This window comes from Rahnella sp. ChDrAdgB13 (genome assembly GCF_017655185.1).
Classification (GTDB): domain Bacteria; phylum Pseudomonadota; class Gammaproteobacteria; order Enterobacterales; family Enterobacteriaceae; genus Rahnella; species Rahnella contaminans.
Genome location: NZ_JAEMGT010000125.1, coordinates 1 through 23645, shown reverse-complemented (window position 1 = coordinate 23645; position 23645 = coordinate 1). Strand labels below are relative to the sequence as shown.

The window sequence follows — 23645 nt, the reverse complement described above, 5'->3', positions numbered from 1 at the left end:
GCGTAAGGATTGCCTGAGAAAGTCAGCGACGAGGGGAGCTTTTATCTAAATCCGATTTATTCAACAAAGCCGATCTTTACGTGCTTTTAAAATTTTGTCTGATTGACATTATTTTTCCGCTTTCACCTCCGATCAATAAACCCGCACATTTCATCCAAAATTGATCACAAACAACCGCAAAGCGTTTTTTGCCGCCAATATTCTAAGAATTTTCTAGTTTATGCGGCGAAATATCTGAGTTGTGGATCAGGGGGTGTTTTCAGCACGAAATGTTTGAAACGCGCGGTGAATTCCTGCGTGAAACCGTTCAGGTAAACAGTGAGTTTGGCTACCGGCAGTTGCTGGAACAAACCGGTGCTTGCCTGCACCGAAGAGCCCCCCGCGCTGGACGCTGTTTCGTCAGTTCATTTATCCCAAAGCCTTGATCCAACGGCGTTACTGGCGGCAACTTGTGTGAATTTATGGCAGGGCTCAAATCCATAAAACACGAAGGACCGGATAATGCGAATATCAGCAAGTATTTGGGGAAATGACTTCACGGGCGATTAACCCCACGGTTCCAAACTTATCCTTCAGGAATAAATGATGACGACCTTAAACGACAGACTGGCATGGCGCTACGCCACTAAAAAATTCGACCCAACCAAAAGCGTACCGGCTGACAAGCTTGAACGCATCATCGAGGCCGTCCGCCTTGCGCCTACCTCAAGCGGCCTGCAACCGTTTGAGCTGTTTGTCGTCACCAACCCGGAAGTTCGCGAAAAAATTCGCGCCGTTGCATGGAATCAGGCGCAGGTAACGGACAGCTCTCACCTGCTGGTATTCGCCGCCTGGGATGACATCACCGAAGAACGCGTAAATATGATGTTCGACCTGACCAACGATGTGCGCGGTTTCGTCAATGAAGGCTGGGAAAACTATCGCAAAATGCTGCTGGGAATTGTCGCGGAACGCGGAACCGAAGCTAACTATCAGGCCGCTGCCCGTCAGGCTTATATCGGTCTGGGCGCAGCGTTAATCGCCGCCGCTTTCGAAGAAGTGGACGCCACCCCGATGGAAGGTTTTGACCCGGCCGCCGTCGATGAAATCCTCGGCCTGAAAGAGAAAAACCTGCGCAGCGTGATCATCCTGCCAATCGGCTATCGCGCGCATGAAGGCGACTGGCTGGTGAACCTCAAAAAGGTACGCAGAAGTCGTGAGAATTTTGTGACTGAAATTAAGTAAGTTTTAGTCAGAATTTTGGGGGGCGCCCCAAACCGCCTTTAACGGCAAAACCTGTTGTAAAAAGACGCGGAGATCCCAAAGAGGGCTCGTCATAGCCCTCTTTGTCGGTTTCGGCACCCGCCGCTGAGCGTTCACCGCACATGAAAACCGGGATTTTCTCGATCCTGCTAAAAAGCCAGCCCGGCGTTGACCCACATCCCCCTTTCATTTACCTGATGACAACCCGGCACGTTCTGTGCAGGATCAGATTTTTATTTCCGGGGATCATCCATGAACGCAAAAACGGCATCGTTAGAAGGCCGTATCCGCCAGCATTGGGATCAGCTCTCTTTGCACGAACAGCGTCTGGCCGATGTCTTGCTGGCAGCGCCTGGGCAGTTAGCCATGAATACGGCAACAGAACTGGCGCAGAGCGCGGGGGTTTCCAAAGCCACTGCGACGCGGTTTTTCCGCCATATCGGCTATGAAAGTTATGATGCCGCCCGCCGTCAGGCGCGTGAAATGCAAAACAGCGGCTCCCCGTTGTATCTTCAGGCTGTGCCCAGTGCTTCTCCCCTTGATACATTGATACAAAATCATCTGGAAAAAGAAGTCTCCAGTCTGGTGAATACGTTCCGTTCGCTGGAAACGGAGCAACTGGAAGCCTGCGTGAAGACGATTGCCCGTGCGCGGCGCGTTGTGGTGATGGGCTGGCGCCACAGTCAGACCATCGCCATGCTGATTTACCGCGATCTCGTCCATATTCATCCCGATGTCCAGCTGCTGCCGCGCGCCGGGGATTCTCTGGCGGAACATCTGGCCATGCTGGGTCCGCAGGATATCGTGATTTGCGTGGGCCTGCGCCGGCGTATGCCCGCACTGGAAACGGCCATGAACGCCCTGCACGAAATGCATGTGCCGATGCTGTATATCTCCGATGTGCTGGCAGGTAAACCGGCGAAACATGCCAACTGGGTATTGCGCTGCCACACCGATGTGAACCTGATTTTTGACAGCACCGTCGCCCTTTCCGGCGTCTGTAATCTGCTTTGCTCACTGGTCGCCCGCAGTATGGGGAAAACCGGTAGCTACCATCTGGCCTCTATCGAAACCCTGCACCAGAGTCTCGACGAGCTGGAATAATGCGCTGTTACGGCGCACGCGTTGTGTAGTTTCTCACCAAATCAGTGCAACGGCGTTTGCGGACGTCGCTTTTTTTTCAATTGATATGAAACCAGAGAAATTAAATAAACAACCAAAGAAACACTTGTTTCTCATTGATTCACTGAGAAAAAGGGGTTCCCTGCTGAGATTCCCGTTTCATCGATCAGAAAACTGGCACGGAATCTGCTCTGGTAGGAATGACATTTCACCAACACCAGGGAAACACCATAATGAAAAAAACAGCACTGCTGATCGCCACTTTGCTCACGCTCGGCGCAGCAACAGCCGCTAAGGCTGATACTTTGTCGGACATTAAAAGCAGCGGAAAAATCACCGTTGGCATCGACCCGACATTCCCACCTTATGAATTCACCAACGATAAAGGCGAAATCACCGGTTACAGCGTGGCGATCATGGAATCGTTCGCCAAAGACCTCGGCGTGAAACTGGAGTTTCAGAAAACGGCATTTAGCGGCATTTTGCCCGGCCTGATTTCAGGGTCATTCAATGCCGAAGGTTCTTCCCTGAATGTGACCGCCGAGCGCGCCAAAAAAGTGCTGTTCACCACGCCTTACAGCAAAACCGTCAACGGTGTGCTGGTGCGTGAAAACGAAGCGAAAAAATTCAGCAGCAAAAAGCTGACGCCTGACGATCTCTCCGGGCTGAGCGGCGCGGTAAAAAGCGCCAGCGTGCCGGAGCAGTTGCTGAAAGGCTTTAACGAAACGCTGACCAAAGAAGGCAAAAAACCCATCACGATTATCAGCGTTGATACGCTCGATCAGACCGTCAGCACGCTGATGACCAGACGTGCCGATTTCGTTTATGACGATATCTCGGTACTCGCACCAATTGTCAAAAAATACCCGAATAAAGTCGTGCAGGTCGGCGAAGCCGGGCCGTCGCAGTGGATGGCGTGGGCCACGCGTAAAGACGATGTCAGCCTGAACAAAGCCATCAGCGATCACATTCTGGCGATGCAAAAAGATGGCGAGCTTTCGGCCCTGCAAAAACAGTATCTCGGCACCACGTTTACCGTGCCCGCCAGCGATTTCATCCCTCAGGAGTAAGTTATGTGCCAATCAACACTGACGGTGCCTGCCGGTCACGGCAAAACCTTTGAGGTGAAAAAAGGCCAGTTTATTACCGTCATAGACACCGGAGGGCAACAGGCCGCCGACTTTGTGGCGGTCAATGCGGACGATCTCCGCGAGAAGCTTTCGCCGGTGCATACGCGCCAGCATTTGCGCTCGCTGTTCTTCAAACCCGGCGACGCGTTGTGGTCGAGTGAAAACCGCCCGATGCTGCGCATTGTGGCTGACACCATTGGCATTCACGATGCCAATGTTCCGGCCTGCGACCGCACGCGGTTTAGCGTCGATTTCGGCGTGGAAGGTCACCGCAACTGCGTCGATAACCTGCTCGAAGGTATGAAGGCGCACGGTGTAACGTATTTCAGCCTGCCGGAGCCGTTCAATCTGTTCCAGAACGGGCCGGTGACCGCCGATGGCCGGATGGAAGTCACCGATCCGACCAGTAAAGCGGGCGACTGCATTGTGTTTGAAGCGTTGTGCGACCTGATTTGCGCCGTGTCTTCCTGCCCGCAGGACATCATTCCCGGCAACGGTTTGCAGGTCACGCCGATTGATATTCAGGTCAGCAATCATTACCACGGGGAGAGTCAGCATGCTGTTAATGCGTGAGGCCTGGGCCGAAAGCGACGTGCGTCCGCTCGCCGCGCCTGTCGAAATTAAAGCCGGAGAAGCAGGTTCCATCCGCGTGCTGCGCGGTCAGTTGCTGCGCATCACTGCGCTGGGCGAAGGCGCCGTGGCGTCGCTGTTTGGTTTCAGCCTGACCGATCCTGCCGTGTGGCTTTCCGTGCATCACACCCGCGTATTCAGCAACAGCTATCTGCTCGGTTCAGGGATGCGGCTGGTGAACAACCGTCGCCGTCCGGTGATGGTGCTGGGGAAAGACAGCGTGAAGCGTCACGATCTGCTGCTGCCGGGATCGACCCGCGCATGGCTGGCACAACAGGGTTATGAAGGTGAAGGCTGCATTGAAGCCGTACAGGGCGAACTTGCGCGGCTGAACATGGACGTGCCGAAACTGCCGGATCCGATCAATCTGTTTATGCACGTCCGCCTGACGCGCGAAGGCGAAATTCTGCCGGAAACCAACCGCACGCAGCCGGGCGACAGCATCACCTGCCGCGTGGTGGCGGACACGCTGTTTATCGCGTCGGCCTGCTGTACCGGCATCGAAGGCAATGACAAACCGGCGCCGCTGCGGCTTTCGGTAGCGGAAAATCTGTCCGCATTCGGCGGGGAGTAACGCATGTTGGGGCTGAGTGAACAGGTCATCGCCGCACTTCTCGAGTTAGGGCATGGCCTGCTGATGACGGTGATCCTGACCGTTCTCGCGGCACTGCTCAGTATCGTTCTGGGGCAGATTGTCTGTTTTCTCCAGCTTCGCCGTGCATGGCCGTGGCGCGCGTTCGGACGGCTGTATGTCAGCCTGATGCGCGGCACGCCCGCCATCGTGCAGCTTTTTGTGGTGTTTTTTACCCTGCCGCGGCTGGGGCTTGGCGGGCATCCGATGCTCGCCGCCGTGCTGGCGATCGGGATGAACAGCGGCGCTTACGTTGCGGAGATCCTGCGTGTGAACCAGAGTCTGGTCACTAAAGGCCAGCGCGAAGCCGCCCGCACGCTGGGGCTGAGCCGGTGGCTAACGTGGTGGTTTGTGATTAACCCGCAAATCCTGCGCGCCAGCCTGCCGATGCTGGTCAACGAGTTCACCATTTTGCTCAAAACCACCCCGCTGGCGTCGGTAGTCGCGCTCACTGAACTGACCTACGCCGGGCAAATTGTGATTGCGCGAACCTATGACGCGACACAAGTTTTACTGCTGGTATCGGCGGGATATCTGCTGATTGCGCTGCCGCTGATCAGCGCAGTGCGCCATCTGGAAGCGAAACGGAGGGTTGCGTAATGGACTGGCAGGCGATTCTCAGCTCACTGCCGTCGCTGGGCGACGGCATGGCGGCCACCCTTAAACTTTGCGCCATCGCGGCATTTTGTTCATTGCTTTGGGGCACGCTGATGGCGACCGCGTTAATGCGCGCCCCGCCGTTCTGGCAGCGGATCCTGCGTATTTATACCAGCCTGACGCTGGCGTTACCGCTGCTGATTGTCATCTATCTGCTCTATTTCGTGTTGCCGGAATATGACATCACATTCACTTCGCCGCAGGTCGGCGTACTGGCGCTGACATTGTATTACGCGCCGTATATCGCTCAGGTGATCCGCTCCGCGGTTGAGGCGTTGCCGCGCGGCCAGTGGGAAGCCTGCCGCGTTCTGGGGCTAAGCCGCACCGAGCAGTTGCGCGATGTGGTTTTACCCCAGACGCTGCCGCAGATGTTGTCGCCGCTGGTCGGGCTGATGATCGGTCTGATTAAAGATTCGGCGCTGCTTTCGATTGTTTCGGTACAGGAATTTATGTACGCCGCCAAACAGGCGATTTCTGATACTTACGCGCCGCTGGAGATTTATCTCACGGTGGCGCTGTGTTACTGGGTGCTGAACAGCCTGATTGACTGGCTGGCGCGCCATATTGAATTTCGCATGACGCGCTATCGTCGCGGCATGCAACATTAACCAGGAGAAAAAAACATGTCAGCTGATCTTGAGCATCGCGACATCCAGCTTATTCCGGCGCGCCACGGCAAAGCGGTGCATCTGAAAAAGGGTGAAGCGGTGCAGGTGGTGAATTTACACGGGACGCAGGTGGTCGATTGCTGGGCGTATAACGCGGCGGATGTCGGCGAATATATGTGTATGGAAGCCACGCGGGTATGGAATCAGCGGCTGAATCCGCAGGTCGGCGACAGCTTTATCACCAGCCAGCGCCACCCTATTCTCACGCTGGTGGCCGACACGTCACCGGGCGTCCACGACACGTTTATGGCCGCCTGCGACGCGCGCCGTTATGAACTGCTCGGCTGCACCGAACCGCACCGCAACTGCCACGACAATCTGTTCGAAGGCATGGCGGAGCTGGGCGTACATTTGCCGCACGGAAATCTGGCGTCGTTTAACATCTTCATGAATATTCAGGTTCAGCCCGATGGCCGCACGCTGAAAACCCTGCCGGTCGTCACGCGTCCGGGCGATTACATCATTCTTCGCGCCGAAATGGATTGCTATGTCGCCTTCTCCGCCTGCCCGCAGGATATCGTCAGCATTCAGGGGCAAGGCGATAACACGCCGCGTGACGCCGAACTGCGAATTCTGACAGCGGGATTCCCGCAGGTGAAATTGCAGGGAGCGTGGGTACCGGAGGGGGTCTGAGGCATCAAACGTTAAGGGCAACAATCTGAGTTGCCGCCCAAACTGACCCAAAGGGCGCGTTAGCGCGCCCTCTGGACACCCTCGCTTTTAACTGCGCGCTACCGCTCGCTGACCATGTTTCATCAATTTCTGCTATTGCCGCAAAATCCTGCCGCTGCGCGGTCCCTTCACCCGGGTTTCAAACCGCGCGAAAAGAGTCGCGGTTTCCCACCCCTCCTTTCAGCCTGATTTTTGAAAGCGGCGAGTGGCTATGTAATTCGGAGGGAGTGTTTGAGATTTTTGCCAGTTATTTTTTTGGAATACAATTTAATTAATGTATATTTACTTCCCCTGCACAGGGGGAGAGGACGATTTATTTGCAAACCCATTAAATAAAGATTCAGGTGAGCTGACTCCTCGAAAATAAAATTGTATTCAGACACTGCACAGCCCCTTATATATACTCACATAATTAAGAAGAACAAATAATTTTTCAAATCTATACATCATCCATGACGTATAGATTCTTTGCATTATACCCACGCAGGCCACGGGAGTATATTAGCGGGCATTAGAAAATGCTAAAGAATAGCGATAGGAAATTTAGAAAAGTATGTGATAACTTACTGTTTAAAGGGTTAATATGACAGATACTGATGATATAGCAGAGCGGATAGCGGAAATTATTTTATCTCCTGAAACTATAACGGGATTAGTGCATGGTGCACTTACTGTTCCTCTCGATTTCGGGTATCTGGTGTATGGGGTTTTTGATACAGATTCCTACTACAGACACGAAACAACCAGAATAAGAATGGCTGATGCCATTAAAAATGACATTCTGAATTATGAAAACATAATCAATGCTGTAAGCATGATATTTAATTCGTTCAATAAATATCTTTCTGAATCAGAGCAAGATAAAGTGTATCGTAATGTCATCGCGTCAATCATTGGGAGGTTGGGAACCAATACAATAATATCGATTACAGCCGCCGCCGTTTTAGAGCGAGTTTCTTTTATAACAGCTACTTTTAAATCAAGACCCATAGCCGCGCTGACTGGTGTTCTGCTCATCGGCGGCATGATGGAACGTTCGATAAGAACGTCAGAAAGATTGGAGCAACAGAGCCCTGACGTATACAAAATGCTAAGGCTAAGAAATTACGATCTTCTTTATTTCCTATTCGAAGCCTCTACACAACCCTTCGTTGATGCGATACAAGTTCGCGTTACACAGGGAGCTCCTGCATTCAGAAAAATAATGGAAAAATTGAGGATAAAACTGGATGCATAATAATCAGCCATTTTTCAAAACTGTCAAATTCCTGCTTAACACATTCAGAAAAATTTTGGCGCTTTTAGTTTATTACGCTCTGGAATTTTTATATCCCCTGTTGGTAATAGTAGGTTCGCTACTGTGCATTATGAAGCTAGAGCCATGGCCTGCGAAGCTTATTGGTATGGCTCTTTGGCTAGCCTTTCTATACGGATTATATAATATCATTGATAGGTTTTTCGGGAAAAATTGAAAAACATCACAATTCACTTAAAAAGGTTCTCGCATGTCAAATCCAGTTTATCTTTGGTTAAATGACGAAAATGGTTCCCCAATTGTCGGAGAGTCGTTAGTGACAGGGAGAATTGGCTCAATTGAAATAAAGTCGCTGAGTCATAATATGCATATTCCTGCGGATGCGCACACAGGAAGATTAACAGGCACCCGAGTTCATGAACCGATTACACTACAAAAGGAATTTGACAGAGTAACTCCTTTTCTTTACCGGGCCTTAACGAATGGGTTAACGCTCAAATCAGCAATTCTTAAAATGTATCAAATCATGGATGCCGGGATAGAAAGCGAATACTTCAATATTATTTTGGAAAATATAAAAGTAACAGCAATTACTCCGAATCTGTTTCCCGGTGGAATGACAGGAACACATTTAGAAAACATCCAATTACGCTATGAATCAATTATATGGAAACATTGTAACGGTAATATAATACACAAAGATTCCTGGAATGGACAGACAACCGCATAGACAAAAAGATATCCCAAAAAGATATGGCTACATCACTCAGATAATCAAAGCCCGGCCATCCATCCGGGCGTTGATATCTGTATTACTGCACGTCCCTCCTCGTCCCTTCCAGCCCAACCTTCAGTTCTTCTTTCGACATCAGCACACAATACGTCGGCGTGCCGCGTTCGAAGCGCCAGCCTTCGGAGAGCGAACCGGCGTCGACGGCGTCGAAACCAAAAGCATCGTATAAACCGGCCACCAGCTTTTTCGTTTCCGCGTTGTCACCTGCCAGCGGGAGTGCGCGGCGTTGCGGGTCGCTGGCCGGTAAGCCTTCGTTTTCAAGATCGGTCATCCGAATCGAGTTGAACGCTTTGGTGATGGTCGCACCCGGCAGGAAACCGGCGAGATATTCGCTGGTGGTGGTCGTGTGATTATCCAGCACGGGCACCTGACCGTCGCGATCCGGGTAGTAATTTACGGCGTCGATAACCTGCTTCCCGGTGAGTCCGGCGGCCGGTAATTGCCCGATGGCGGTTAGCGGCACGGCGATCACCACGATGTCACCGAAAATTGCGGCTTCCGTAGCAGTTCCGATTTCACAACCAATCATAGGTTTCAGGCTGAACAGTGTCTGCGGCCCGCGTGAATTACTCAGCATCACCTGATGCCCCGCTTTAAGTGCCAGTTTGGCGACTGCGCGGCCGACAAATCCTGCGCCAATAATGCCTATTTTCATGATTTCACCTTTCATTTCGTTGCAGAAAGATAAAGAATAATTCGATACTCAGCGTTGATAAATCGCCATCATCGACATAAACAAACAACAAAAAGGAGTGAATCATGAACCGGTTAACCAGCATGAATGTGTTCGTCAGGACGTCCGAACTGGGCTCCTTTGCCGCCGCCGCCGAAGCATTGCGGATCTCTCCGCAGATGGTGGCGAAACATATTGCCCGGCTCGAAACGCGGCTGGGCACCGTACTGATCAACCGGACCACGCGCCGTCAGCATCTCACCGATATTGGCCGAAGCTATTATGAACGCTGCAAACGGGTGCTGGCCGAGGCGGAAGCCGCTGATGCGATTGCGCTGGACATGAAAGCCACGCCTTCCGGCGTTATACGCGTGAATGCGCCGGTTACGTTCGGCTCTTCGGCGCTCGCGCCTTTTATTACGCAATATCTGGATAAATTCCCGGAAACGCAGGTTGAGCTGACGCTGACCGACCGGATGGTCGATCCGGTCGAGGAAGGTTATGAGGTGATTTTGCGCATTGGTGAGCTCACCGACGGCCCGATGATTGCCAGCCCGCTGCGGCCTTACCGGCTGATTGCCTGCGCTTCGCCGGGCTATCTGGCGCAGAACGGTGTGCCGGATACGCCTGCCAGCCTGGCGCAGCATTCGTGTCTGGTTTACGGGATCTGGCCGCCGCAGGATCCGTGTCGCTGGATTTTCAGCAAGGACGGGAAAACACATGAAGTCCACCCTGCCGGTCGTTTACGCGCCAATGACTGGCGGGCCTTGCTGCATGCGGCGGTGAAAGGTTACGGCGTGACGCTGGGGCCGGAAGATGTGCTCAATGAGGAAATTACGCAAGGACGGCTGGTGCAGATTTTGCCGGATTACACCGGCCCTTCCCGGCCGATGCATGTTCTGACACCGGCCGGGCTGCGGCAAACTGTGAAAATTCGCTGCTTTACTAATGCGATCAAAGAGGCGTTTGGCTGAATCGCACTGTCATCATTTTACGCGTCGGCAGCGACAAAAACCGGAGGCTTAAACGCCGTCACATCCGGCAGTGGCGCATCCCAACGTTCAATTTCAATCCAGCAACTTTGCGCGGTACATCCCTGACCGAGGCGCGAACTCCCGCGATCTTCCGTCAGTACGTTCGGATTGCCGTGCTTATCGATTGAATCCGGCTGCGTTGGATCCTGCGGGTCATACCAGGCTCCCGTGGACATCTGTACCACGCCGGGACGTAAATCTTCCGTGATATGCACCCCCGCTAAAATCGCCCCGCGATCGTTAAAGACGCGCACGATGCTGCCTTCTGTGATACCGCGCGCAGCGGCGTCCTGCGGGTGTAACCACAACGGTTCGCGATCCTGCACTTTGGTACCGCGGCTGACGGCTCCGTGATCGTACTGGCTGTGCAGACGCGTACGTGGCTGGCTGGAAAGCAGATGCAGCGGCCAGCGGGCGCTGAATGCCTGCTGTTCCTGCGCATCCTGTTCAAACCAGAACGGAAAACCGGGACATTCTTCGTAATCAAAGTCGGCGACGGTCTGCGAAAACAGTTCGATTTTGCCCGAAGGCGTGGCGAGTGGCGCGCCTTGCGGATCATCACGGAACGCTTTCAGGAAGATCTGCGGCGTGTCCGGCCGTGCATATTCGATTTTTCCCTGCTGCCAGAAATCTTCAAAGTCAGGCAGTTCGATGCCGTCAGCTTCGGCGCGCGGACGTGAAATTTCATAGATATGGCGCAGCCATTGCGCCGGGTCGCGTCCTTCGCTGAATTCCTCGCCAAAGCCCATTTTTGCGGCCAGTTCAGCGAAAATCTCGTAGTCACTTTTTACCTCTGCAAACGGCGGAATATGCTGACGCATGGCAATCATAAAGCCGTCATTGCTGGCGCTGCCGATGTCTTCACGTTCAAGCGATGTCGTCACCGGCAACACGATATCAGCGAATTTCGCCTGTGCGGTCCAGTACTGTTCGTGAACCACGACCGTGTCCGGTTTACGCCAGGCGTTGATCAGCCGGTTGATATCCTGATGATGGTGAAACGCGTTGCCGCCCGCCCAGTACACCACGCGGATATCCGGGTACCGGCAATTTTTGCCGTCAAACTGATATTCCGTCCCCGGATTGAGCAGCATGTCGGAAAGTCGTGCGACCGGAATATGCTCGCTTACCAGATTTTTGCCCATTGGCAAACGCGGGCCGGAGAAGGTGCGGCGGTCAGAACCGGCGAGATTGGTCGAGGCATAGGCAAAACCCAGCCCGCCGCCCGGCGTACCGATTTGCCCGAGCAGTGACGCCAGCGCCACCGTCGCCCAGAAGGTCTGTTCGCCCTGCCTTGCCCGCTGCAATGACCACGCGATGTTGATCATCGTGCGCTTTTCCGACATCTCCCGCGCCAGCGCCCGGATGCTTTCCGCGCTCATACCGGTCAGGGATTCTGCCCATTCCGGCGTTTTGGCTTTGCCGTCTTTCGCGCCGGTCAGGTAGTCGCGATAGGTGTCAAATCCGACCGTATGGCTGGCAATAAAACCGGCGTTATAGCGGGATTCGTCGATCAGAACGTAGCTCAGCGCCAGCAGCAGCGCGGTATCGCTGCCCGGTTTGAGGGAAAGCCATTGTGCGGATTTCACCGAAGACAGATCGTTTTTCACCGGGCTGACGTTGATAAAGCGCGTACCCGTTTGCTCCAGGGTCTGGAGCCAGTATTTCAGGGAGTGATCGTTCGCACCACCGCCGTTAACCTGCGCATTGCGCCACGGCAGGCCGCCAAAGGCGACAAAAAGCTCACAATTTCCGGCCAGAACCGACCAGTGAGTATGTTGTTTTTGCAGGACATCCAGGTCGCCGATAATGTGCGGTAGCAAACGCTCGGCGGCGGCCAGGCTGTAAGTATTGGTGCTGCCGGTGTAGCCGCCGAACTGGTTGAAAAACCGGTGCATCTGGCTTTGTGCGTGATGGAAACGCCCGGCGCTCGACCAGCCGTAGGAACCGGCATAAAACGCGGAATTGCCGTGTTTAGTTTTCACCCGCTGAAGCTCGCCTGCGATAAGCGATAACGCGGTCTCCCAACTGACTTCCACAAACGGCTCTTTCCCGCGCCCTTCACGCGAGGCCGCGCCGTGTTGTAAATAGCCGAGGCGCACCGCAGGGCGGCGGATACGGCTGTCACCGTCAACGCCACCGACCAGTGACTGGCCAATTTCAGACGGGTTGCGATCCCATTCCACCGGTTTAACAGATTTCAAAACACCGTCGTCCGTGGTGACGCGGTACGTCCCCCAGTGCATAACGGCCAGATCGTGATTGTTTTTCATTATTAGCAGGCTTTTATTATTGGCAAAAATGGGCAGGCAAAACTCACATTAACATGCCGGTAACGTGTTCGCTACGCGATCGATGTTAATGCTATTTTTATCATAACGTTATGGGGGAGTTGGATAAGTCTGGGGTGGGATTTTGGGTTTACCACCCAAACTGGCTTCAAGGAGCGCCTATCGCCGCGCCCCATGAAAATCCTGGCCTCTTTCACTGCGCGCGATAGCGCGTGTTGAAAAAGACGTGGAGATGCCAAAGAGGCCCCGTCCCGGGCCTCTTTGGTCGGTTTCGGCGTCAGCCGCTGAGCGATCACTGCAATTGAAAAACCGAAACTTTCCCGATCCCACTGTCGGTTAACCAACGCAGTATTTATGCCTTCGAAAATGCCGTCGCCTTCCTCCCCGCCAGCGTCCCAAAGATGATGATGTCGGCCACGGCGTTGCCGCCAATCCGGTTTGCGCCGTGGATACCGCCTACGACTTCACCGGCAGCCCAGGCGCCAGGGATGATTTGTTTCTGGGCATCCAGAACCGCGGTGTCAGGATTGATGGTGACGCCGCCCATGGTGTGGTGAACGCCCGGTGCGATGCGGATTGCAAAGAACGGCCCCTGATTGAGCGGGTGACGCAGCGCAGTTGTACGGCCAAAGTCTTCGTCTTTTTTCGCGACCACGAACAGGTTATAGCGCTCCAGCGTGTCGGCCAGCACCTGCGGATCCATGTTCAGTTTGACGGCCAGTTCCTGCGGAGTCGGTGCGCTGAGCACAAACCCTTTGGCGATGTATTCGTCCGCCGCTTTGTTATTCGCCCGCACCTGCTCATCGAAGATAATCCACGCACTTTTCTCCGGCAGCCCGATAATTTCGGCGGAGACTTTGTCGCGGGTTTCCATTTCGTTGTAGAAACGGTGACCGGCCTGACTGACCAGAATCGCCCCGCCGCCGCGAATGGCTTCTGAAATCAGGTAAGACGTGGTTTGTTCGACCGTCGGGTGGATCTGGATTTCGCCCATGTCCACGGTATCTGCGCCCAGTCTTTGCAACATCGCGATGCCGCTGCCGGTCGCGCCCGCGTGGTTGGTCGTGACGAAACCGTCAAGATCCGGACGGTAGCTCACCACCATGTTGCGGTTGGCGCTGAAACCGCCGGTGGCAACAATGACGCTTTTCGCATTCAGGATACGGGTGTCATTGTATTCATCGACCACCTGCACGCCGGAGACTGCGCCGTTTTCGAACAGGATTTCCGAAACAGACGTTTCCAGCAGAACTTCGATTTCGCGTTTGTTGATGTTTTTCACCAGACCGCTGATGAGGAATCCGCCCACCGCAGAACGGTCTGCCGGACGGTGCGTGCGGTCGATGCTCATCCCGCCGGTGATGGTGATGTCGTTAAGTTCGATCTCTTTCGCCGCCAGCCATTCGATGGCTTCCGGCGCCAGTTCAACAAACTCACGCAGCAGTACCGGGTTGTTTTTAAACTTCCCGCCTTTCAGCGTTTCGTCATAGAACAGGTCTTTGCTGTCTTCTATGCCTTTGAGTTTCTGGAAGCGTGTTTCTGCCGCATTCATCCCGACGGAGGCTTTGATGGTGTTGCCGCCAATGGTCGGCATTTTTTCGATAATCACCACATGTGCGCCGTCGTCGTGCGCCTGAATCGCCGCCGCCAGCCCTGCGCCGCCGCTGCCGATGACCACAACGTCAAAGTTTTGCGGTGCCTGCGGGTTACCGCCTTCATCTATGACGTGTTCTTTGTTCGAGGTTGTCATGGCGCGTGAAACGGCTTTTTTCAGCGCCTCACTCTGCGTGGTTGCGCCGGTAATCGCATCAACGTGCGGGCTGTTGGCCACCAGCATGCGCGTACGCAGGCTTTCGAACGTGGTGGTGAAATCAACGTCCAGCGAGTCATCTTTGACCAGCTGAATATCGGTAATACGGTCAGTATCGAGCACCACGTTGATTTTCAGTTTCAGCGCTTCGGCTTCTACTTTCTCCTGATAAACGCCGGCCTTATATTTACGGCCGGTGACGCTGGTGTCGCGGATCATGGCATCGACCAGCGAGAAGCGCCACAGCGGTTCCGGAATATTCAGCTCTTCACGTTTGTGGCTGTCGATATACAGCTCGAGGTGATCGTTATTAATGATGCGGTCAGCCCAGTCCGGGTACGCGATGCAGGCTTTGCCCACCGCCACCAGATCAAAGCCGTGTTCCAGCGCGCTTTCGGCATCGGATTTATTCACCACACCGCCCACACCAATCACTGGCACTTTGGCCAGCGTCTCAGAACGCATGGCGCGGAATTTAGTGATAAGCGGCGTCGGGTCCTGGGTATCGACAATAGAAGGACGCAGCAGCTGGCCGACGGAGAAATGCACGTAATCCAGCCCGCGCGCGGCGAGTTTTTCCAGCAAGTACATCGTGTCGTCGAAACGAATGCCGGGCACTTCCAGCTCTTCCGGCGAGAAACGGTAGCCGATAATAAAGGAGGCGTCGGCGAAGCGTTTCGCCATTTTATGGGTGATTTCCAGCACTTCCATCGGGAACAGCGCGCGTTTGTCGCGGTCGCCGCCCCACTTATCGGTGCGCTGGTTGGAGTTCTGGGAATAGAACTGCTGAATCAGATACGTGTTCGCACCGTGGATTTCCACGCCGTCGAATCCGGCTTTAATCGCACGGTTCACCGCATCACCAAATTTGGTGATCATGGTTTCCACTTCTTCGCCGGTCAGCTCTTTCGGTGTGGTAGCTCCTTCACGCGGCGCGGCGATAGCACTTGGCGCAACCGGCGTACGGCCCCCGATCAGTTCAGGTTCAACCATACGGCCGCCGTGATAAATCTGAAGGATCGCTTTCGACCCTTTGGATTTGATGGCGTCAGCAATTTTTTTCAGGCCGGGAATTTTGTCGTCACTGTCGATGGCAATCGCGCCCGGAAACGCCGGGCCTAAACGATCAATGAAGCAACACTCAACGATGACGGTCCCGATGCTGCCGGCGCGGTCGCGGTAATACTCCACCAGTTCGCTGGTGACTGTACCGTCGTAAAAGCCCGTACAGGTGGTCATTGGCGCCATCAGCAGGCGGTTTTTCAGCACCGCGCCGTTGGGCAGCGTCAGTGGCTTAAGGACCGGGGTGAGCTTATTCATGTTGATCAACTCCGCAATTTAAAAGTCTTGAATTTTCCGTGGCCGCATTACTTACCGTTAAATTAAGCAATCCGATGCAGGTGATGAATTTAAAAAATCTGTCTGATTTTTTGTTTACTTTTTTGTTTACTTTTCTGTTTATGCGAATAAAGAAAAGGGCGATGTGGGTCGTTATAACGTTCGAGGGAACAGGAGTTGTTTATTTACCCGACATTAAATCAAATACCATCTCCAATTGTTATCGAGCGATTGACAAAAATCAACTTTTGATTAACATAAAAAATCTCACCTGATAAATCAGCAGGTTGAACCCGAAAACTGGCGTTTGTGAAATTTTACTCTACATTCTCATTAGCAGGACTTTTTGCCAAAAAATAACCACACAACTTACGGTGGTATTTTATTTAAATAATAATGACTTCGCGGGGTCATGCAGGTTACAGATAATATTTAGTTTTTAATCATCTCTTACTCAAAACATCATCTTTTTGTAATACGTGACAAGCTTCCGATAAAGAAAAATTCATGGATTTAAGATGTCGAAGTGAAATAGCAAAATGACTTTTTCGAATACAAAATCACGCATGGACAACCAGGGCGTAACGCTTCCTTTCAATCACGGGCAGACCAAACTATGAAACCCACAACGACTTTGAATGACCCCAACAAGGCTGCTCCGGCCTCTGCGGGGCAAAAAAAACGTCTGATCATGCTATTCCTGCCAGTTCTGGTGGCAGTGCTGTTGCTGCTGACGCCGGTTCCCGCCGGATTACAACCTTATGCCTGGCATTTCTTCGCCGTCTTCGTCGGGGTGATTGTCGGTCTGATTTTCGAGCCTTTGCCCGGTGCGGTGATCGGCCTGACCGGCGTGGTGGTCATCGCGCTGTTTGGCCAGTGGCTGTTATTCAGTCCGGCAGAACTGGCAGATCCGAAGTTTAAAATGCCGACCGAAGCCTTTAAATGGGCGGTCAGCGGCTTTGGTAACTCCACGGTCTGGCTGATTTTCGGCGCCTTCATGTTTGCCGCCGGTTATGACAAAACGCAGTTTGGCCGCCGTCTGGCACTGATTCTGGTGAAATATCTGGGTCGTCGCAGCCTGACGCTCGGTTACGCCATCACCTTCGCCGACCTGCTGCTCGCGCCCTTCACGCCTTCTAACACCGCGCGCAGCGGCGGGACCATTTACCCGATCATCGCCAACCTGCCGCCGCTGTATGGTTCCAAACCGAACGACCCGAGCGCACGTAAAATCGGTTCCTATCTGATGTGGGTTGCGATCACTGCGGCCTGTATTACCAGTTCGATGTTCCTCTCCGCACTGGCCCCGAACCTGCTGGCGCTGGCGCTGGTGAAAAGTATCATCGGTTTCAACATTTCGTGGGGGATGTGGTTCCTCGCCTTCCTGCCGCTGGGCGTGATTCTGATCCTCACCATGCCGCTGCTGGCGTACTGGTTCTATCCGCCGGAAGTCAAAATTAACGATGAAGTCCCGAAATGGGCGAAGGCTGAGCTGGAGAAACTGGGCAAGCTGTCGCGTAACGAAATCCTGCTGCTGATCTTCGTGTGTTCCGCCCTGCTGATGTGGATTTTTGCCGCCGCCTGGATTGAACCGGCGCTGGCCGCGTTACTGGTGGTGGTTCTGATGCTGTGGACCGGCGTACTGAACTGGAACGACATTACCAGCAACAAACCGGCCTGGAATACTTTTGCCTGGTTTGCCACGCTGGTGGCGCTGGCCGATGGGCTTGCGCGCGTCGGTTTCATCGCCTGGCTGGGTAAAGAAGGCGGTCAGTTGCTCAACGGTTTCGACCCGCAGGTCGCCGCTGTGATGCTGCTGATTGCGTTCTTCCTGCTGCACTACCTGTTCGCCAGTACCACGGCGCACACCACCGCGCTGTTACCGGCGATGCTGACTATCGCCGCTGCCATTCCGGGCATCAACATGCCGGTTTACTGCCTGATGATGGTGACGTCGCTGGGTGTGATGGGGATTATCACGCCGTACGGCACCGGCCCGAGCCCGATTTACTACGGCAGCGGTTATCTGCCGACCAAAGATTACTGGCGTCTGGGGACTATTTTCGGCGCCATCTTCCTCGGCGGCATGATGCTGATTGCCTATCCGTGGATGGTTCTGATGTTCTGATCAACGCCACGGCGTTATAAGCAAAAAAGGTGCACTTTTGTGCACCTTTTTTTATGGGCGGGATGAGTCCTGAATAGCGTTGGGGTTTTCCTGTGAAAAATAGTGTTCCACCAGAATAGCCGCACCGTCATCTATCGCTTTGTGGATCAGCTTCACGCAGCGTTTGCTGTCGCCGGTTTCCAGCGCCAGCAGCAGTTGCTCATAATTGTGCTTGCCCTGCGTCACCGGCGAAGACTGCGGATAGAGGTAATTAAAGCACGGGCCGATCTGCACCCAGAGTTGCTCGATCAGCGCCATCAGCGTCGGCATTCCGGCCATCTCATACAGCGTAAAGCGGAACTCGCGGTTAGCCTCGAGCGCCTCTTCCACCTTGTTTTCTCTTTTGGCGGCCAGGAATTTTGCGTTCAGGTTTTTTAGCAGCGCGATGTGATCTGCGGTGACCCGCTCACAGGCCTGCGACACCGCAAGCCCTTCCAGATTTTTGCGGATCAGCGTGATTTCCTGATAGCGCAACTGGGGAATTTTTGGCACCAGAAACGCCTGCGCGGGCGTGGCATCCAGCGCACCGGCGGAGACCAGGCGCAATAATGCTTCGCGTACCGGCGTGACGCTGGTTCCCAGTTTTTCAGCAATCTCTTTCGTGACCAGTCGCGCGCCCGGCTTGAGTACACCGACAATCAGCGCTCCTTTCAGCTTCGCTTCAACCTGCATCGTCAGGCTGACACGCTGCGCTTTTTCCATCTCAAACATGTGACTTTCCTTTAGCAAAATTATCGATTTACTTTTTCAGTTTAAACTCTGGCTTGCCAAAAATACATTATATAGGATATATCATGTATTAAGGAATTGAACATTGATTGAACGTTTTCTAACGCACCGACTTCATTTAATTCCGTCAACCTTTCTGGCGGCTTCACTTTGGGAATGACCGTAATGAGAATACCTGCCTTCAAACTGGCGTCACTGGCTTTGCTCATTGGCCTCGCAACACCCGCCGCGTTCGCTTCTGAACTGGTGATCGCGCAAACGACCTCTGCCACGGCAATGGATCCGGGTTTCCTGAAAGAATCCGCCACGCTGGTGGACAACCTCTTTGATACGCTGGTGCTGCGCGATGCCAATATGCAGTTGCAGCCGGGGCTGGCAACCCGCTGGAAATCACTCGACGACACCACCTGGGAATTCACGTTGCGTCAGGGCGTGAAATTCAGCGACGGCGAGCCGGTCAATGCGCAGGCCGTCAAATTCTCTATCGACCGTATTCTTGATCCCGCGAACCATGCGCCGACCATCTCTTATATCCGCACAATCAGGTCAGTGGAAGTCACCGGTGATTATCAGGTGAAAATTCACACCAGCGGCCCGGATCCTTTGTTGCCCACGCGTATGAGTCGCTACCCGACATACATTGTGCCACCGGCGTATGTCACCAAAGTGGGCGCGGCTGAATTTGCGCGTAAACCGGTCGGGTCCGGGGCGTATATCTTGCAGACGTTTATCCCCGACGAAAAAGTCGTGATGCAGGCCAATCCTGATTACTGGCGTGGTAAGCCCGCAATCGATACCGTCACCTGGCGGCCGATTCCTGAAGCTACCGCACGTATCACCGCCCTGCTGACCGGTGAAGTTCAGCTGGTAGATGGCGTTCCCGCCGATCTGGTTCCGGCGCTGAAAAACAAACCGGGCGTGCATCTTGAGCAGGTCAAAAACGGCGGCCTGACGATTTACTTCGGGCTGAAGAACGACCAGAAACCGCTGAATGACGTGCGCGTACGTCAGGCGCTTTCTCTGGCGCTGAACCGCACGGCGTATACCCGCGATTTACTGCACGGTTTCGGGACGCCAACCGGCACGATGGCCGGGCCGAAAGATTTTGGCTATGACGCGATCCCGGCACCGGCACAGGACGTGGCGAAGGCGAAATCCCTGCTGGCCGAAGCCGGTTATCCGCAGGGCTTTACCCTGAAGTTCCAGGCACCGCGCCGTTATATCGCCAGCGCCGATGTGGCACAGGCAGTCGTGCAAGATCTGGCGGCGATCGGCGTGAAAGCCGAACTGGAAGTCCCTGAATGGTCGGTTTATACCCAGCAGGTGGCGGCACAGAAACAGGCTCCGCTGTACATGCTGGCGTGGGGTTCCACACAGACGCTGGACGCCGATGCCGCGCTGTATCCGATTCTGCATTCCGGCGAACCCTATTCGACAGTGAATTCTCCGGAACTGGATGCCCTGCTTAACAGCAGCCGCACCACGGTGGATCCGGCAAAACGCGAGAAGATTTTGCAGCAAATCCAGCAGGTTGTAGCCGTGCAGCAACCGCTGATCCCGCTTTACAAGGAGGATTCCCTGTACGCCAGCGCGGATAACGTGACCTTCAAAGGCCGCGCCGATTCCCGCATTCCGCTGTTCGACCTGAGGCTTAAATGATTTCACTGCGTTCGGTTTTGCAGAGAAAACCCCGTCGTCGCTTTTATGGCGACGGTATTCTCGGCGGCCTTTTGCTGTTGCTGGTCATCATCCCGGCGCTTCTTGCGCCGTGGTTACCCTTGCCGGATCCGTTGAAGAACGATCTGGCCGCGGCGTTTTCTGCGCCCGGCAGTCAGCATTTGCTCGGCACCGATCAACTGGGGCGCGATTTATTGTCACGTATTCTGGCGGGTACCCGCCTTTCGCTGATGGTGGTATTGCTGGCGGCGGTGATTGCGGCGGTGATCGGTTCGGTGCTTGGCATGATTGCCGGATACGTGGGCGGCTGGCTGGACGCGCTGATCATGCGCCTGATGGACATTCAGCTGGCGGTGCCGTTTATCCTGCTGATCTTACTGGTGATGGCACTGTTCGGCGCGTCGCTCACCAACATCATCCTGATCATGGGTGTCACCAGCTGGGCGATTTACGCCCGCGTGGCGCGCGCCAAAACGCTGGAAATTCGCGAGCTGGAATATATCGAATCCGTCAAAGCCATGGGTTTTTCGACGCCGCGCATTTTGCTGCGCCACGTTTTACCCAATCTCATGACGCCGCTGATTGTGCTGCTGACGCTGGATATCCCGCGGCTCATCGTGCTTGAAGCCTCGATTGGTTTTCTCGGCATGGGCATTCAGCCACCAACGCCGACGCTGGGGAACCTGATCGGCGAAGGCCGTTCTTACATGCTGCTCGCACAGTGGCTGGTGCTGTATCCGGGGCTGGTGATTGCCGCGCTGGTGATCGGCTGCAACCTGCTCGGCGACAGCCTGCTGCGTAAAACCCACACGAGGCTCGACTGAAATGCTGCGTTATATCCTGCAACGCCTCGGGCAATCCGTGCTGGTGATGTTCGGCGTTTCCCTGCTGATTTTCTACAGCCTGCATCTCACCGGCGATCCGGCGGCGGTCATGATGCCGCCCGGTTCGAGCCAGCAGGAAATCGAAAATTTCCGCCATAGTATGGGCTTTGACCGCTCGCTTATCTGGCAATACTGGCATTACCTGACCGGCGTTTTACACGGCGACCTTGGCGAATCCCTGCGCTACAGCCAGCCGGTCACGGAGTTAATTGGTCAGCGCGTTCCCGCCACGCTGCTGCTCGCCGTCAGCGCTTTGCTCTGGAGCACGGTTGCCGGTTTGCTGCTCGGTATCGTCAGCGCGCTGTATCAGAACACTGCGTGGGATTTGCTGTCGCGCCTGCTGGCGTTCAGCGGTCAGGCAATTCCGGTTTTCTGGCTTGGCCTGCTGCTGATTATCGTATTCAGCCTGAACCTGCGCTGGCTACCGTCCGGCGGCTATGGCAGTGCCAGTCAGCTCATCATGCCCGCGCTGAGCCTCGGCGCGTATTACATGAGCGCAATTGCCCGCCTGATCCGCGCCAGCCTGATTGACGTGATGCAGCAGGATTATATCCGTACCGCGCGCGCCAAAGGGCTGAGTGCCTGGCGAATTGTAGTGCGCCACGGATTGCGCAATGCGCTGATCCCGGTCATTACCGTTCAGGGCATGTATTTCGCCTCGCTGCTCGGCGGCGCACTGGTGACGGAAATCATTTTTGCCTGGCCGGGCATTGGCCGCCTCGCCGTACAGGCCATTCAGAACCGTGATTTCCCGCTGGTACAGGCCATTGTGCTGCTGGCCGCGCTGGTGTTTGTCGGCATCAACCTGATTATCGACCTGCTCTATGTGGTACTGAACCCGAGGATCCGCCTGTGAGTATTTCCATTACGCCCGCGATTTACCCGACGCTGGATTTGCTGTCTGCCATCACGCCGTTTGCCAGCGTTGCAGGCCAGATTGATCAGCAACGCGCGCTGGCGCAGTGGCTGGAAGACTGGATCCGTACTGAACTGGGCGGCGTGCCGGTGCTGGCGGTAAGTGAACAAACCGTGCAAAACGCCCCGCCGCTGGTGCATATGCGCATTGACCGGCAGGCGGAAAAAACGCTGGTGCTTTACAACATGTATGACGTGATGCCCGCAGATGACGCGGGCTGGGAATTTCCGCCGTTCAGCGGCGGCGTATCTGAATGGCCGGGCGTCGGCGAAGTGTTTATTGCGCGCGGTGCCGAGAACAATAAAGGCCCGCTGGCGGGCATGCTGATGGCACTGAAATCACTGTGCGACAGCGGAAAACTCAGCGCCAATATTGAAATTATTCTGGAAGGCGAAGAAGAAACGGGCAGCGGCCAGCTGCGCCGCTATCTGGCGCAAGATCCTTGCCCGGTTTCAACCGCCAGCGCGGTCTTTTTCCCGTCGCTGTGCGAATACGGTGGCGGCGAGCCGCGCGTTTATCTCGGATTCAGCGGGCTGAGCGGCGGACGGTTAAAAGTCAGCGGCGGCAAATGGGGCGGCCCCTCCGCGGCGATTCACGCCAGTAACGCTAACTGGATCGCCAACCCCGTCTGGCGGCTGGTTGCCGCGCTGAACGCCATCGCGCCCGCGCATAACAGCGGCGTGATTGCCCGGCAGGTGATTGATGAAGAAGCCAACCGGCTGCTTTGCGCACTTGCCGCGCAGTTCAGCATCACCGATGAATTACGGTTCCGCCGCAGTGAAACCTTATCCGTCAGCGGCGATACGCTGGCCTGCCTGCAACAGCTGATCAACGGCGCGGTGCTGAATATTTCGGAAATCCGCAGCGATCCGCTGGAGTCACGCGGTGTCATTCCCCGCAGCGCCAGCGCCGAAATTGCGTTGCGCGTTCCGCCGGGCATTGACGGTGAGAACCTGCTGGCCGTGATCCGCCAGACGCTCGCCCGCCCGGAATTCGACGGTGTGGAACTGGAACTCGACGACAGTTATCCCGGCCACCGTTTTGCTCATCACAGCCCCGGCGTGGATGCCCTGCTCACCAGCTACGAAATACAGGGTGCGAAGCCGCAGATCTGGCCCTGGGCACCCGGCTGCGCACCGGCTTACACCTTCGCGCGCGTGGCACCGGCCTTTCTGATTGGCGGGCTGGGCCACGGCGGCAACGCGCACGGCGTGAACGAATTCGTCACCCTGCACGGGCTGGAACGTTTTCAGCAGTCGGTCACTGAATGGATCACTCTGTTCAGCGTGGAACCCCCTTTTTCTACACCGGCGGTTTAACCGCCGG

General features: G+C 54.8%; 21 protein-coding genes. 16 read left to right on the top strand and 5 right to left on the bottom strand.

From position 1 onward, the window contains the following. Positions 1-218: 218 nt before the first annotated feature. On the bottom strand, positions 219-368 hold the full coding sequence (locus J8X26_RS24275) for a hypothetical protein (protein WP_208952212.1): 150 nt from the start codon (positions 366-368) through the stop codon (positions 219-221). Positions 369-585: 217 nt separating this feature from the next. On the opposite strand from J8X26_RS24275, the gene J8X26_RS24270 reads away from it, so the two are divergent. The 10 genes from J8X26_RS24270 (at position 586) to J8X26_RS24225 (ending at position 8737) form a co-directional block, all read left to right on the top strand. Further along, entirely contained in the window at positions 586-1224 is a 639-nt protein-coding gene (locus J8X26_RS24270) for an NAD(P)H-dependent oxidoreductase (protein ID WP_152327206.1), read from the top strand. A 270-nt stretch (positions 1225-1494) separates the two neighbouring features. Beyond that, on the top strand, positions 1495-2346 hold the full coding sequence (locus J8X26_RS24265) for a MurR/RpiR family transcriptional regulator (RefSeq protein ID WP_165057656.1): 852 nt from the start codon (positions 1495-1497) through the stop codon (positions 2344-2346). Positions 2347-2597: 251 nt separating this feature from the next. Beyond that, entirely contained in the window at positions 2598-3434 is an 837-nt protein-coding gene (locus J8X26_RS24260; protein ID WP_208952211.1) for a transporter substrate-binding domain-containing protein, read from the top strand. 3 nt (positions 3435-3437) lie between these two features. After that, positions 3438-4067 carry a DUF1989 domain-containing protein gene (locus J8X26_RS24255; protein WP_152327179.1) on the top strand — a complete coding sequence of 210 codons (630 nt, stop codon included), beginning with the start codon at positions 3438-3440 and terminating at the stop codon, positions 4065-4067. Continuing rightward, positions 4051-4698 carry an urea carboxylase-associated family protein gene (locus J8X26_RS24250; protein WP_195823243.1) on the top strand — a complete coding sequence of 216 codons (648 nt, stop codon included), beginning with the start codon at positions 4051-4053 and terminating at the stop codon, positions 4696-4698. The genes J8X26_RS24255 and J8X26_RS24250 overlap by 17 nt, the downstream gene beginning before the upstream one ends. Before the next feature lie 3 nt (positions 4699-4701). Further along, positions 4702-5355, top strand: coding sequence for an amino acid ABC transporter permease (locus J8X26_RS24245; protein WP_208952210.1), 654 nt, complete (start codon positions 4702-4704; stop codon positions 5353-5355). After that, on the top strand, positions 5355-6020 hold the full coding sequence (locus tag J8X26_RS24240) for an amino acid ABC transporter permease (RefSeq protein ID WP_208952209.1): 666 nt from the start codon (positions 5355-5357) through the stop codon (positions 6018-6020). Before J8X26_RS24245 ends, J8X26_RS24240 begins: the two co-directional genes overlap by 1 nt. A gap of 15 nt (positions 6021-6035) precedes the next feature. Beyond that, positions 6036-6713, top strand: a complete 678-nt coding sequence (locus tag J8X26_RS24235) for a DUF1989 domain-containing protein (protein ID WP_208952208.1) — start codon at positions 6036-6038, stop codon at positions 6711-6713. Between the two features lie 622 nt (positions 6714-7335). Beyond that, positions 7336-7989, top strand: a complete 654-nt coding sequence (locus J8X26_RS24230; protein ID WP_208952207.1) for a hypothetical protein — start codon at positions 7336-7338, stop codon at positions 7987-7989. A 268-nt stretch (positions 7990-8257) separates the two neighbouring features. After that, positions 8258-8737, top strand: coding sequence for a type VI secretion system tube protein TssD (locus J8X26_RS24225; RefSeq protein WP_208952206.1), 480 nt, complete (start codon positions 8258-8260; stop codon positions 8735-8737). A gap of 82 nt (positions 8738-8819) precedes the next feature. On the opposite strand, the gene J8X26_RS24220 is transcribed toward J8X26_RS24225, so the two are convergent. Beyond that, the gene (locus J8X26_RS24220) at positions 8820-9455 is read right to left on the bottom strand and encodes an NADPH-dependent F420 reductase (RefSeq protein ID WP_152327171.1); all 636 of its coding nucleotides are present in this window, start codon (positions 9453-9455) and stop codon (positions 8820-8822) included. 104 nt (positions 9456-9559) lie between these two features. Between J8X26_RS24220 and J8X26_RS24215 the strand changes: the two genes are divergently transcribed. After that, positions 9560-10447, top strand: a complete 888-nt coding sequence (locus tag J8X26_RS24215; RefSeq protein WP_208952205.1) for a LysR family transcriptional regulator — start codon at positions 9560-9562, stop codon at positions 10445-10447. Positions 10448-10464: 17 nt separating this feature from the next. Here J8X26_RS24215 and J8X26_RS24210 read toward each other — a convergent pair whose 3' ends face one another. Continuing rightward, entirely contained in the window at positions 10465-12780 is a 2316-nt protein-coding gene (locus tag J8X26_RS24210) for a molybdopterin-dependent oxidoreductase (RefSeq protein WP_208952204.1), read from the bottom strand. A 370-nt stretch (positions 12781-13150) separates the two neighbouring features. Beyond that, complete coding sequence (locus J8X26_RS24205) at positions 13151-15928, bottom strand: flavocytochrome c (protein WP_208952203.1); 2778 nt, start codon at positions 15926-15928, stop codon at positions 13151-13153. Positions 15929-16562: 634 nt separating this feature from the next. Here J8X26_RS24205 and J8X26_RS24200 point away from each other — a divergent pair. Then, positions 16563-18074, top strand: coding sequence for an anion permease (locus J8X26_RS24200; protein ID WP_152327167.1), 1512 nt, complete (start codon positions 16563-16565; stop codon positions 18072-18074). Positions 18075-18125: 51 nt separating this feature from the next. Here J8X26_RS24200 and J8X26_RS24195 read toward each other — a convergent pair whose 3' ends face one another. Beyond that, complete coding sequence (locus tag J8X26_RS24195) at positions 18126-18824, bottom strand: GntR family transcriptional regulator (protein ID WP_208952202.1); 699 nt, start codon at positions 18822-18824, stop codon at positions 18126-18128. 183 nt (positions 18825-19007) lie between these two features. On the opposite strand from J8X26_RS24195, the gene J8X26_RS24190 reads away from it, so the two are divergent. Genes J8X26_RS24190 through J8X26_RS24175 form a run of 4 tightly spaced genes read left to right on the top strand, consistent with a single transcriptional unit; the run spans position 19008 to position 23638 of the window. Further along, positions 19008-20501 (top strand): ABC transporter substrate-binding protein, encoded by a 1494-nt coding sequence (locus tag J8X26_RS24190; protein WP_208952201.1) that lies wholly within the window; start codon positions 19008-19010, stop codon positions 20499-20501. Then, positions 20498-21343 (top strand): ABC transporter permease, encoded by an 846-nt coding sequence (locus tag J8X26_RS24185; protein WP_152327164.1) that lies wholly within the window; start codon positions 20498-20500, stop codon positions 21341-21343. Before J8X26_RS24190 ends, J8X26_RS24185 begins: the two co-directional genes overlap by 4 nt. A 1-nt stretch (position 21344) precedes the next feature. Then, positions 21345-22259, top strand: coding sequence for an ABC transporter permease (locus J8X26_RS24180; RefSeq protein WP_101076528.1), 915 nt, complete (start codon positions 21345-21347; stop codon positions 22257-22259). After that, positions 22256-23638: a M20 family metallopeptidase gene (locus J8X26_RS24175; RefSeq protein ID WP_208952200.1), complete on the top strand. Its 1383-nt coding sequence runs from the start codon at positions 22256-22258 to the stop codon at positions 23636-23638. The genes J8X26_RS24180 and J8X26_RS24175 overlap by 4 nt, the downstream gene beginning before the upstream one ends. The last annotated feature ends 7 nt before the right edge of the window (positions 23639-23645 follow it).

What these genes read in the sequence shown, in the direction of transcription:
- J8X26_RS24270 (WP_152327206.1), top strand. Translation starts at nt 586, where the DNA reads ATGACGACCTTAAACGACAGACTGGCATGGCGCTACGCCACTAAAAAA.
- J8X26_RS24265 (WP_165057656.1), top strand. Translation starts at nt 1,495, where the DNA reads ATGAACGCAAAAACGGCATCGTTAGAAGGCCGTATCCGCCAGCATTGG.
- J8X26_RS24260 (WP_208952211.1), top strand. Translation starts at nt 2,598, where the DNA reads ATGAAAAAAACAGCACTGCTGATCGCCACTTTGCTCACGCTCGGCGCA.
- J8X26_RS24255 (WP_152327179.1), top strand. Translation starts at nt 3,438, where the DNA reads ATGTGCCAATCAACACTGACGGTGCCTGCCGGTCACGGCAAAACCTTT.
- J8X26_RS24250 (WP_195823243.1), top strand. Translation starts at nt 4,051, where the DNA reads ATGCTGTTAATGCGTGAGGCCTGGGCCGAAAGCGACGTGCGTCCGCTC.
- J8X26_RS24245 (WP_208952210.1), top strand. Translation starts at nt 4,702, where the DNA reads ATGTTGGGGCTGAGTGAACAGGTCATCGCCGCACTTCTCGAGTTAGGG.
- J8X26_RS24240 (WP_208952209.1), top strand. Translation starts at nt 5,355, where the DNA reads ATGGACTGGCAGGCGATTCTCAGCTCACTGCCGTCGCTGGGCGACGGC.
- J8X26_RS24235 (WP_208952208.1), top strand. Translation starts at nt 6,036, where the DNA reads ATGTCAGCTGATCTTGAGCATCGCGACATCCAGCTTATTCCGGCGCGC.
- J8X26_RS24230 (WP_208952207.1), top strand. Translation starts at nt 7,336, where the DNA reads ATGACAGATACTGATGATATAGCAGAGCGGATAGCGGAAATTATTTTA.
- J8X26_RS24225 (WP_208952206.1), top strand. Translation starts at nt 8,258, where the DNA reads ATGTCAAATCCAGTTTATCTTTGGTTAAATGACGAAAATGGTTCCCCA.
- J8X26_RS24220 (WP_152327171.1), bottom strand. Translation starts at nt 9,455, where the DNA reads ATGAAAATAGGCATTATTGGCGCAGGATTTGTCGGCCGCGCAGTCGCC.
- J8X26_RS24215 (WP_208952205.1), top strand. Translation starts at nt 9,560, where the DNA reads ATGAACCGGTTAACCAGCATGAATGTGTTCGTCAGGACGTCCGAACTG.
- J8X26_RS24210 (WP_208952204.1), bottom strand. Translation starts at nt 12,780, where the DNA reads ATGAAAAACAATCACGATCTGGCCGTTATGCACTGGGGGACGTACCGC.
- J8X26_RS24205 (WP_208952203.1), bottom strand. Translation starts at nt 15,928, where the DNA reads ATGAATAAGCTCACCCCGGTCCTTAAGCCACTGACGCTGCCCAACGGC.
- J8X26_RS24200 (WP_152327167.1), top strand. Translation starts at nt 16,563, where the DNA reads ATGAAACCCACAACGACTTTGAATGACCCCAACAAGGCTGCTCCGGCC.
- J8X26_RS24195 (WP_208952202.1), bottom strand. Translation starts at nt 18,824, where the DNA reads ATGTTTGAGATGGAAAAAGCGCAGCGTGTCAGCCTGACGATGCAGGTT.
- J8X26_RS24190 (WP_208952201.1), top strand. Translation starts at nt 19,008, where the DNA reads ATGAGAATACCTGCCTTCAAACTGGCGTCACTGGCTTTGCTCATTGGC.
- J8X26_RS24185 (WP_152327164.1), top strand. Translation starts at nt 20,498, where the DNA reads ATGATTTCACTGCGTTCGGTTTTGCAGAGAAAACCCCGTCGTCGCTTT.
- J8X26_RS24180 (WP_101076528.1), top strand. Translation starts at nt 21,345, where the DNA reads ATGCTGCGTTATATCCTGCAACGCCTCGGGCAATCCGTGCTGGTGATG.